The 11,671-nt window shown below is 31.4% G+C and carries 10 protein-coding genes and 1 pseudogene; 7 read left to right on the top strand and 4 right to left on the bottom strand.

All coding sequences use genetic code 11. From position 1 onward, the window contains the following. Positions 1-151 precede the first annotated feature (151 nt). Complete coding sequence (gene srmL, locus HX004_RS07160; protein WP_286441687.1) at positions 152-1,186, top strand: PheS-related mystery ligase SrmL; 1,035 nt, start codon at positions 152-154, stop codon at positions 1,184-1,186. Between the two features lie 316 nt (positions 1,187-1,502). On the opposite strand, the gene HX004_RS07155 is transcribed toward srmL, so the two are convergent. Continuing rightward, a complete protein-coding gene (locus HX004_RS07155; RefSeq protein WP_286441686.1) occupies positions 1,503-2,471 on the bottom strand; it encodes a leucine-rich repeat domain-containing protein in 969 nt (322 codons plus the stop codon). Between the two features lie 21 nt (positions 2,472-2,492). Then, positions 2,493-3,359, bottom strand: coding sequence for a DUF4303 domain-containing protein (locus tag HX004_RS07150; RefSeq protein ID WP_286441683.1), 867 nt, complete (start codon positions 3,357-3,359; stop codon positions 2,493-2,495). 256 nt (positions 3,360-3,615) lie between these two features. On the opposite strand from HX004_RS07150, the gene HX004_RS07145 reads away from it, so the two are divergent. Next, a complete protein-coding gene (locus tag HX004_RS07145; protein WP_286441681.1) occupies positions 3,616-4,443 on the top strand; it encodes a hypothetical protein in 828 nt (275 codons plus the stop codon). Positions 4,444-4,692: 249 nt separating this feature from the next. On the opposite strand, the gene HX004_RS07140 is transcribed toward HX004_RS07145, so the two are convergent. Continuing rightward, entirely contained in the window at positions 4,693-6,132 is a 1,440-nt protein-coding gene (locus HX004_RS07140) for a hypothetical protein (RefSeq protein WP_286441680.1), read from the bottom strand. Between the two features lie 575 nt (positions 6,133-6,707). Here HX004_RS07140 and HX004_RS07135 point away from each other — a divergent pair. The 5 genes and pseudogenes from HX004_RS07135 to HX004_RS07115 form a co-directional block, all read left to right on the top strand. Continuing rightward, positions 6,708-7,388: a peptidoglycan-binding domain-containing protein gene (locus tag HX004_RS07135; protein ID WP_286441678.1), complete on the top strand. Its 681-nt coding sequence runs from the start codon at positions 6,708-6,710 to the stop codon at positions 7,386-7,388. Further along, complete coding sequence (gene hxsD / locus HX004_RS07130) at positions 7,385-7,765, top strand: His-Xaa-Ser system protein HxsD (protein ID WP_286441677.1); 381 nt, start codon at positions 7,385-7,387, stop codon at positions 7,763-7,765. Before HX004_RS07135 ends, hxsD begins: the two co-directional genes overlap by 4 nt. Next, a complete protein-coding gene (hxsB, locus tag HX004_RS07125; RefSeq protein ID WP_286441675.1) occupies positions 7,758-9,254 on the top strand; it encodes a His-Xaa-Ser system radical SAM maturase HxsB in 1,497 nt (498 codons plus the stop codon). Before hxsD ends, hxsB begins: the two co-directional genes overlap by 8 nt. Further along, positions 9,251-10,393 (top strand): His-Xaa-Ser system radical SAM maturase HxsC, encoded by a 1,143-nt coding sequence (gene hxsC, locus HX004_RS07120; protein WP_286441673.1) that lies wholly within the window; start codon positions 9,251-9,253, stop codon positions 10,391-10,393. Before hxsB ends, hxsC begins: the two co-directional genes overlap by 4 nt. Before the next feature lie 9 nt (positions 10,394-10,402). Continuing rightward, positions 10,403-10,805, top strand: a pseudogene (locus HX004_RS07115) (conjugal transfer protein TraG); the annotation flags it as partial. A 6-nt stretch (positions 10,806-10,811) separates the two neighbouring features. Here the strand turns inward: HX004_RS07115 and HX004_RS07110 are convergent. Next, entirely contained in the window at positions 10,812-11,633 is an 822-nt protein-coding gene (locus HX004_RS07110) for a helix-turn-helix domain-containing protein (protein ID WP_286441910.1), read from the bottom strand. Positions 11,634-11,671 lie beyond the last annotated feature (38 nt).

Here is an 11,671-nt window from a genome sequence, read left to right as displayed (position 1 = left end):
AAACTTTTCAATGCAAAGAATCACATCTAAATCTAAAAAATTGAACATAACCTCCAAATAAATGAAAATAGGAATAACCGCAATGCTCCTATTTTTGTCCTTTGTATTTCCTACTACATTCAAAGGGTAATAATATTAAAATTCAATGTATATGAACAACATCTCAACTAGTATCAATGAAAAAAGAAGTAAAAAGCTTCACAATCATCCATCGCACCCTATTTACTTATTGAAAAAAAGAATTCAATCTTTTTTTAGCGATTTTACAATGTTTGACGATCTTGACGAAGTTGTCTCTATACAAGATAACTTTGATAAGCTTTTAGTTCCTTTAGATCATCCTGCTCGTTCTGCAAATGACACCTATTATCTAAATGATGATTTTGTACTTCGAACACAAACCTCTGCGCATCAAAATCAAGTATTAGTTCAAGGATATCACCAATTTATCGTTACGGGAGATGTATACCGAAAGGATACCATTGACAAAACACATTATCCCGTCTTTCACCAAATGGAAGTGGTTAAATTAGTACCCGATGGGGTGGATGCTTTAGAAGATTTAAAAAAGACTTTACAAGGGTTAATTGAGTATTTATACCCTGGTAAGGAATATCGATTCTTAGATGATTACTTCCCCTTTACAGCATCTTCTTTGCAAATAGAAGTGATGCAAAATGGAGAATGGATGGAGGTTTTAGGTGCAGGAGTTATACATCGTGACATCTTAAAGAACTGTAAGATTCAAGCCACAGGTTGGGCTTTTGGCTTAGGTCTTGATCGCTTAGTGATGTCGTTCTGTAATATTCCTGACATTCGTTATTTCTGGAGTGAGGATGAGCGATTTATTTCTCAATTCAAAAACGGATTAGTGGAGTTTAAAGCCTATTCTAAGTTTCCACCTGTTTATAAGGATATCTCGTTCTGGGTAAACAACTATGTTGAAAATAGAGAGAAAAATTGGATCGAATACCATAATCTTTGTGAAATGATAAGGGATAAAGGCCATGATTTAATAGAAAGTATCACCTTAGTGGATCAATATACAAAAGCAGATAAAACTTCTTTGGCCTACCGCATTGCCTATAGATCGAATGAAAGAACCTTGCTGAATGCAGAAATCAACGCTATACAGGATTCCATCCGTAGGAATTTAGCTGAAAAATTCAGCATTATATTAAGATAAGTAACAACAAATGCACTAATCTGTAATTTTAAAAAGCTATAATCTAAGTAAAGGATTATAGCTTTTTTTATTTTTCCTTGAATCAGTGTGATAGGCTTTTATTTTTTCTTGACTGAATGCTAAACTATTTAACGCTAGCATGACTAAAACTAGTGTTTTTTCATCCTATTCATTTCTAGAAAATGAATTACAAACTATTCTCAAAAATCCTTCTTCTCCCTTGTTGCTACCAATAATTGAAGGCTTTCCTTTTTAAAGCACACTTATTCCTATTCTTACAGTTTCAATTTCAATAAACCTTCCAATTTTATTGGAATTAAAAACGGCTCGTATTGTGCCCTTTACCGACGATTTTAAGTTGAGGAAGTTCCTGTTGTAGACTGTTGAGTTCCTCTTCTGTTAAGTAATTTGAGATAAGATTCAATTCCTCTAACGTATACATTTTAAAAATAGTAGGCGGTAAATAATCTAACTTCATCCACGTGATATACAGTTTTTTGAGCTTGGGAAAGCTCGCAAAAATATCGGGCAGGGAATTTTTCTTTCCGTCGAAAGCAATTCGCTCCTTTTGGTTCTTTGGATACCAATTTCCGATATCTAACGTTTCCAGTTCTCCAAGTTGACACACCTGCTCTAAAATTTTTGAAAAAAGTGCAAACTTTGGTCTCAATTGTCCTTGTACTGTTTCACCATTCACTACAAGATGGCGCAGGTTAATTAAACCCGATAAGGAAGGAAAATTTTCCAAATAAGTCATGGAACATTTCAATTTCAATACGCTCAATTCGGTTAGGTTATTAATTTCTTCACTTAGTACTGAAAAATTACACAACGTCAATTCCAACTGCTCTAACTTCGTCATTTGATACACAAAAGCAGGCATTGGAATAGGAGAATCTCCTTTTTGATAATAGTGAAGTGTCAAGCAGGTAACAGATGAATCTTTAAGGTCTTTTGGCACTCGTAATAGGGCTTGATCACTTAGTGTCAACTTCTTTAACCGCTTGATTTTCTTTGTGTTTTCAGGTAAGAAACAATTGGTATTTACTTCTTCTAACTGTTGTAAATGAACTAGATCCTCAATGGTATAAGGATCTTTTGAAGCAATAAAAAGCCTTTTTACTTGAGGAAATTTTGTTAAATCAACCTGAAAAGCAAAAGCATTATCAATAGACAAATCTTCTATTTCATTCAAATAAGGCTCATCGTACAAATCTGCCGTTGGTTTGCTAAATATAACTAGTGCTTTACAACGTGCTGTATAAGTATACGTATGTTTTTTCATGTCTTATGCTCTTTTTTTAAATTAAATAGATGCTAGCAACTCCTTTACCTTTTGTGTATTGGAATTATTGATAGCAAGCGCTGAATTGTACGTTACTTTTGGTTCTCCTGGAATAGTTAAAAAGAAAGCCATAGCCTCTACTTCAGAACCATATTTATTCACTAATTCACTTTTTGCCTCTTTCATTGCTTTGGTAAACAAAGCTACATTTTTTTGTTGGATGGGTTCATAGTCAAAACCTTCTTGAAACAGGGGTACAATCTGCGCATCGTAAAAATCAATCAGCGTATCGATAAAAGTGGATAAACCATAGACAATCTCCTCTTCATCAGAAACATAACACCATTCTTCTGCGTCCCACTCACAATTTTTGTGCAACTTTTTTAAACTTTGTTCGGTTGAAACCGCAGCATAAGCCGTTAAACAATCAGCATCTAAAATAAGAGCAAACCCGTACAATTGTTGTTTTTTCTTTTGTAAAAAATGATAGAGGTAGTCGAATTCATTGATAATAGCTGTTTTTAAATCTACCCAATGCACATCATACCATGCATCAAGAACGGGATTTTGGACGACTGTTTGTTTCTTAGGTGACCAATACGTATTAGCTTGACAGGCTCGCTCAACATCATTCAGTCCATCTTCTCCCAAAGAAAGATCCAATTTAGCACAAAGAAGACCGTGAAGTAATGCGAACTCCGCTCCTACTTTTTGTTCACTGATATAAGTTGCTAGTGCTTTTTGTTGTTCTTCTTGTGTTTTGTTTTTCCTTGGATCCTCGTGATAGACTTTTATTTTTTCTATTGATCGTACAAATTGATCTAGAGTAGCAATCATCTGCAAAACTTCTGCTCCCGTTAATTTGATTTCCTCATTCTTTGAATTCATCTTTTATCTTTTTTAATTCCTCATCCAGGTGGTTTAGAAAACGTAAAGTAAGTATAAAAACGGATAGGTGTATCTCCCTAATTTTATGGATTTTTGGTAGTAGTATGGTAAAACAACGCTTCGCCTATTTCGTACAACTCATCAATAATCCCTCTCTTTTGCATCACTTGTAAAAACCGAAATAAGCCTTAAAAGGTGTAACACAGTTCTCCATAACGAACAAATCCTTATTTTCGTAAAGAAAACAAGGATACAGATGGACAAAAAAGCCAAAAATATACTTTTCAAAACGTATTGGAAAAGCGGATGGATTAACAAAAAAGATAGACATACGCCTCCTGCTGACCTTGCCTATGCTAAGGAAAAAGGGGTCATGTTTGATCCCCGAACAATTTCGCATGACGCATGCTTAACTCTTATATTCGATATACTTCCCAAGATCTCAACACAACACGTTGCCAAAGCTTTCCTGAGTAGCTTGTCTACCCGACGATTAGATTGGCGCTCTGGTTTATCTTCTTATTTCATTGCCAAGCAACTAACGCCACACCAATACACCAAAGTGGAAAGTGGACAAAGTTTGGATCCACACGGCAATGTAACACACATCAGCTACACCTGTGGTGTATGTAGAGATTCGAAATATGGAATTATAGGAAATGAATGCTACGATAAAGTAGATCTAAATGTATTAAACTTTGAACGAATAAAATGGGGAGGTGTCAGACATGGAGATTTGATTTACACCTTATTTGACTTGGAACAACTACAGGCCGCAGTTATTCCAGACCCCACAACAGAAGACATCGAGATTTTCAACAACATACTAACCGTTATCGAAAATTCTCTACCAGATGACTATCCTGGTGCATTAGAGAAAAACCTCGCAACCGTTATTAAATCAACCAAAGAGGAACGTCAGGTACTAATCGAAATATTAGCTTGCATCGACATCCTAAAACCTACCTCCTATGACAGACCAACAAGAGGAAAACATGATTGGACTTTTGTTACCTACTGGCGTGGGGAGGATAAGTACAATAAGGAAGCTTTACAGCAGTATTTTGGTAAGTATATGTTTTAATCTACAGGATCATAACAAAGGGAATATCAAATGTAGGCCACGCTCCTACGCTATGCTTGGCTTGGCAAAGTGCGGGATTGAATTGAGCGAATGTTCAATTCAGACCGAAACGAAGACAAAGCTATTGCACAATTTGTAAATTTACGAAAAACACGAATAGATACAGCTTTTGGCGTATTAGAAAACAATAGCGTTTAATCAAACTAAAACTCCGCATTTAGGTAAGTCGATGTTATCTGATATTGTATTTTATAATTTCAATTTATTGTTTCTTAAGAATTCTTGTAGTGATTTTTCCCAAACTTCTTTTTCTTGGAATTCATTTCGCCTTTCTTTAATAATTTCAAAACAATCATTGAATAGCTTTTCATCTCCTAGTTTTTTGACACCATTAATTATTATTAAAAGACCGTAAGCACTTTCATTCGATTTCATTTTTTGAATAAAACTATTCTTTGCTTTCAAAAGGTTGCTATTATCGTTTAGTTGGTAAATGAAATCATCAGTTTCTAAATCATCAATATTAGAAATTACACTATTAAGTGTGAATTGATATTTTTCTTCTGACAAAGTTTTCAGTCTATTTAAAAGTTTAACCAATTTACCTGTTTCACCAAAAGTTAAATCTTCTTCACGATTTTGACTAAGCATTTTTTCAATATCGTACATATTATGACTGATTAATTCAGCTTTACCGTTTAGAAAAAGTCCAGAAAGTATGAAGTCTACAGTTTCTTCTTTCGTGTGATTTTCTTCATAAAAATCTAAAATATCAAATGAAAGAATTTTGTGGCTTAACCACATTTTTTCGAGTATTGGATAAAATAATTTGCAATCATTCATATAGATTTGATTGTAAAATACTTTTAAACAATAGTTTTTATTACACTCGCTATTTTTAAGATTTGTTGTTTTTAAATCGACAATTTTCGAAATCAATTCTGTTCCTTTTGGATTGCAAAATTTTGAAACAGCAAACAGATAAGGAAACTCATCGTAATGATTTGTATATTTTTCAAGAAAAGGTAAAAAGTCATCATTTGGGAATTCTCCGATAGCAGAAAAAGAATTTTCTTTAAAACTTTTGATTAGTTCAATGTCATTTTCGTTTTGATATTTAGCCAAAGCAACAAGTAGTGAAGGGGAATTTGATTTAATAACAATATTTCTAATTTTTTCGTAATACTTTTTATTGACAGGAATTTGATAATGAATTTCGTTAAGTAAACTTATATTAACAGGTTGATTGTTTAAAATAATTTCAGTCAAATCGGATTTTATTTTATTCTGGGTTTCTTTGTCTAATTTATTATTAAAAGAAAGGTTTTCGAAGAAAAAAGCAGGAAGTGAAACCGAACTTGATAGGTGTTCTCTATTATATAGTATTGAATCTTTTGAATTAATCAGTCTTTTGAAAACATCTTTAATTTTTTCATCATTTCTGTTAATTAGAATTTTAATTGCTACACCTTTTATATAAACATTATTCCCATTTAATGCTAAATATTCTAATTCATCTGATTTTGCAATTTTATCTACTTTGTTTTCGATGCCATTTATTTCCTTATCTAATGCATAAAATGATGGGTACTTTTCTAAAGATTTTATTGTTGTTAATAGTTCTTTAGATATTTGTCCAAACAAGCAATTTGAAATTATTAAAAACACGAATAGAGTAAATTGTTTCATTAGCAGAATTTTTGATACAATGTAAGATAACTGGACTTGGCAAATTGCGGGATTGGATTGAGCGAATGTTCAATTCAGCTCCAAACGAAGCCACAGCTGTTCCATTATTTGTAAACTTACAAAAAATACGAATATTGCAACTATCCGATGGCGCGGCAATCCGTGACTTTATTTATATACACAGCCTACAATTCCGCACAATCAGGTTTTACTTCATTCAATTTGGCTAAAGCCTCGAATACAATCCGTCTATTTAAATAAAAAACAATAACTCTTGATTGCTTTGATTACACTAAATCAAATATTAGTATATACTTTATCTTCAAATATCCTTTTACATTTATGATTCTTTTATTACATATTTCACATAATACTACTCTGTTCTAATATCTTGTATTTTTTGTCAAATACCAATCTATATTCTATTATAGTTAAAAAAAGTGATTATTGTTATAATTCTAAATAATCTTAGATTGTTTTATAATATATATATTGTTACTTTGTAAATCCAAATATTGTGATTTTTATCTTATAAAAAGATCAATTATTTACATGATTACCAGAATTATATTATAATGAAAAATATAAAAAAAATAAAAGATCTAAAAGCTAATTCTTGGGCAGTCTTATTAGCGACATTAGCAACATTTTCTAACATATTCGCTAAGGAAAACAAAGACCTCTTCTTTCTTGATTCTAATGATTTTACTGATGAAGTAGGTAGTAGCAGTTTAAAACCAACCCTCGTTCTAAAATTAAATTCCACTGGAACTAGCTTTAATGCGATGATGCATCGTTCTCATTCGTCTCATCGCTCTCATTCATCTCATCGTTCTCATTCATCTCATTATTCATCGAGTTATAGTTCTGGTTCAACTAGTAGTCGTAGAACTACTACAAGTTCTTCGTCAACCTATAGCTATCCTACTACTTCTTCTAGTTCGACAACGACTAGTAGTTTTAGCTCTCCGACTAAGTCGCCTCAAACAGGAACTTATCAAGAATCTACTAGTAAGGTAGATGAAACAACTAAGGTTTATGAATTAGGAGAAAGAATACTCTATAAAGGTTGTGAAGGAAAAGATGTGGAAAAATTACAAACAATTTTAAAGTTATTAGGTTATGATGTCTTAATATCTGAATATTTTGGTGGTAAAACAGAAGACGCTGTCAAGAAATTTCAAGATGATAATGAATTAAAACCAGATGGTAAAGTAGGTAGTAAAACCTTAGAATCAATGCAAAACAAGTTATGAGAAACATAAATTATACTAGTGGCTTACTTTCTTTCAAACTTAATGTTTTAAGCTATTCTGAAGCAGTAATATTTAAATGCATGTATTGGTATCTAGGTGAATTTAATGTTAGTATTATTCATGAGAATGATTATCATCTTGTTTCTCTCTCTCTCAAAAATAAAGAAGAATTTGATGAAGAAGAACTAATTGTCAGAATTAAAAACGATTTAATTGATTTTAAACTAAGAGAAATTGTAAATACTGAGACTTCAAATTTAAGAGAACTAATTACAGCTAAGGCTTTTGCAAATTATGATTTTGATATTTTTGAAAAAAATGATAAATCAATAAGCGACCCTGTTGGTTTTGATCCAAATGAAATAAAACATGAGTGATGTAGCATATAAAAAAGAGAGTAGAAAATTTAATGATTCTGATTACTATAATACATCTGAAACATATTATCTCTTACCTTTTAAATTCAAATCCCTTAACAGTTCTGTTGATATTATCACTAACGATATTGGTGACTTTGTTTTAGTTCCAAAGAATTTTATATCAGAATTAATTAATAAACGTTTTCAAAAAAATGACAATATAGATTTATATTATAATCTTATTTCAAATTTTATAATTTCTGAAACTCCAGTTCCAGAATTATTAGAGGTGTTAGTTGCTCGTTATAGGACAAAAAAATCATTTTTAGATCATTTTACAGCGTTACACATTTTTGTAATCTCATTAAGATGTGAACATACCTGTCATTACTGCCAAGTATCTAGAGTTATACAGGATAAAGAACGATATGATATGTCTTTGTTTTATATTGATGAAGGAATAAAACTAATGATGCAAAGCCCTAACCCTAATTTAACTATGGAGTTCCAAGGAGGAGAAGCATTATTGGCCTTCGATAAAATTGTATATGCAGTGCACAAAGCTAAATTTGAAGCCGAAGAAAGAAACAAGAATATATCTTTTGTTATTTGTACAAATTTAGCTTTGATTAATGATGATATTTTAGCATTTGTTAAAGAACATGATATACTAATTTCTACTTCATTGGATGGCCCACAAATGATTCACAATGCAAATAGAAAACGCCCAGGTAATAACAGTTATGAACTGACTATTAGTGGTATTAATCAATGTCGTAAAGTGCTTGGAGATGATAAGGTTTCTGCTTTAATGACTACTTCAAATTTATCTCTTCAATATCCTAAAGAAATAATAGATGAATATGTGAAATTAGGGTTTTCAAATATTTTCTTAAGACCAATTAGTCCTTATGGTTTTGCAAAATATAATCCTAATAAAAACCATTATTTTATAGAAGAATTCTTATCCTTTTACAAAGAGGGATTACTTCATTTGTTAGAATATAATAAAAAAGGGGTTTTTATAGCTGAAGATTACGCATCTATTTTACTCAAAAAGATATTTACCCCTTTTCCAGTGGGTTATGTTGATTTACAATCTCCTTCTGGTGTTTTAAATAGCGTAATTGTATTTAATTATGATGGAAAAGTGTACGCATCAGATGAAGCAAGAATGATTGCTGAATCCAAAGATTTTATGTTTCAATTAGGCGAACTAGGAAAAGATAATTACGATAATATTTTTTATGGAAGTAAGGCTCTAGAAATTTCAGAATCTTGGTGTAATGAAGGTTTAGCTGGCTGTAGTGATTGTGCTTTTCAACCTTATTGTGGAGCAGATCCTATTCTTAATTATGCAACACAAGGGGATTTATATGGTTTTAGACCTACTAGCATTTTTTGTAAAAAAAATATGGAAATAATTCGCTTTATATTTGAATTAATAGCAAAGGATAAAGAAAATGAAATAATATTTAAAAGCTGGATTACAGGATTTCAATCATGATATTACAAACAAGAGGAAAAGTAGCAAATTTAGAACATTTCATAGTAGGAAAAATAAGTATTAATAAAGTAGAAAAGGATGCTATTGTTATCATTAATGATTTAAACCAAGTAGATTTTAATCATCTTTATCAAACAAAAGCAATTCTAACCACTTTTACATTAGACTCATTTACTGATTTAAATCTACCTATTGTTTATTCTGTTAAAACACTAGAACACTTAAATCAAAATGATATTATAGTTCTTAATGTTAACGGGGTGATAAACACTTTATATAGAGAAAGATCAAATCACAATTTTCTTTTCCTAACAGAAAGATGCAATAGTAATTGTTTAATGTGCTCTCAACCCCCTAAGGACAGAGATGACACAGCATATTTCTATGAAATTAACTCTATGCTTATTAAATTAATACCAGGTGAAAGTTGTCAAACTATTGGTATTACCGGAGGAGAACCTACTTTATTAGGAGAACATTTTTTTCTTTTAATTCAAAAATTGAAAGAAAATCTTCCAAATACTTTTGTACAATGTTTAACTAATGGACGTTCTTTTGCATGGTCTAATCTAGCTCACAGACTTAATCATATTAATCATGATAATTTTTTATTAGCTATTCCATTATATTCTGATATTCCTGAAATTCATGATTATGTTGTTCAAGCTAAAGGAGCTTTTGAACAAACTGTAAAAGGTATATACAATTTAGCTAGATATAATCAAAGAATTGAGATTCGGATTGTTTTACACAAAATTAGCGTTATTAGATTAAAAGAGTTAGGACAGTTCATTTATAAGAATATGCCTTTTGTTGAACATATTGCTTTAATGGGGTTGGAAATAGAAGGATATACACCTTACAATATTGACAAGCTATGGATTGATCCTTATGATTATCAAGAGGTTTTAAAAGAGGTTGTTCATTTTCTAAATGATTTTGGTATGAATGTTTCTATTTATAATATTCCATTGTGTTTATTACCAGGAGACCTTTGGAGATTTAGTGTAAAATCTATTTCAGATTGGAAAAATATTTACTTTGATGATTGTGTTAATTGTGTAAAGTTAAATGAATGTGGAGGAATGTTTAAATCAAGTAGTAAAAAAAGTAGTAAGTTTATTAAAGCATTTGATTAACACTAGACAAAAATTCTTCAAGAACGTCAAAGCATATCCTTTAATAGAAATGCTCATTCTACCTCCTTCTCTACCCAGCTTGATACGCTTATTCCCGCTTCTAAAATATCCACACTCACAAAAGAAATGTTTGTGGGAGCTGACTCTGATAATTTTGATGAGCGAATAGAGCTAAAGATATTTCACTCAGAAGTAGTAGTTGATAATGAAAAGGTAGATCAAGAAATGAAAGCCTATCAAAAGATACCTCGAATAACTTCTTTCTTAGATGCTAGGGGTAATAATACCTTAGATGAAACGATTCAAGCGAATTACAGACAAGTTAATCTCGATGTTGAACAATTTTGAATCAGAGTTAAAACGAATTGAGAAAAACCCTGAATTGGTTCATTTGATTAATAAGAAGCAGTAGTTTTATCTATTTAGCTAGATACGCTAATGGAGTTTGACCTGTATACGATTTAAACTCTTTTAAAAAGTGATTATAATCGTAAAAGCCATGATTAATAGCTAAAGCCAATAGATCAGAAGAATCCTTTTGTAAATTCAAGTAAGCCCGTATAAAACGATGCATACTGATATATTCTTTAGGTGTAAAATGTAGATGTTTAACAAACTTACGCGCTAACCATTTGTAATTTACACCTAATTTTTCAGCTAACTCCCCAACTGTAATTTGTCCTTTAGACGCTCTTATGATTTGAATCGCTTGATCTAAAGAATGGATGCTGGTATCGCTAATTATGCAATTATTCAAATAAGAATCAAGGTATTTAATCCTCTCTTCTACTGACGCTATTGAAAAAAAATGATCTATAATTTCATTCGTAAAAAAATGATCTATAGGAAGTAATCCTTGACTTGTAGCTTTGTTTAAGCCAGCACTTGTAATCTGAGTAAAAGCCTGAGGCTTAAATCGAATGACAAGTAAATAGTCTAATGCTGTAGGATAATGAATAAACACTTTCTTTTGGAGTCCTTTATCTACCCAACCAGACTTAACTATCATTTCTTTTAACTCCGTACTCATCTTTACATGATCTTGCCTGTTGGCCAATAAGATAACGCTGGGAATACCATCATTAAACATCCACTCTTGTTCTACTAAATCACCTCGTGTATATACATAATACCCCTCAATAACTTTGCTATTTTGCGCTGAGGCATAGCGTATTACTGGGCTAGCACTTTCGATACTGCTTTGATTATCAAGAATATGTTTTAATAAATGAATGGGCATACTGGGCAAATATACTGCGATTATAATTCTCGCTCTCC

Origin of the sequence: Myroides sp. 1354, assembly GCF_030324495.1 — a bacterium.
Lineage (GTDB): Bacteria > Bacteroidota > Bacteroidia > Flavobacteriales > Flavobacteriaceae > Flavobacterium.
The sequence above is the reverse complement of the archived record's forward strand: the minus strand, read 5'-3'. Positions and strand labels throughout refer to the sequence as shown.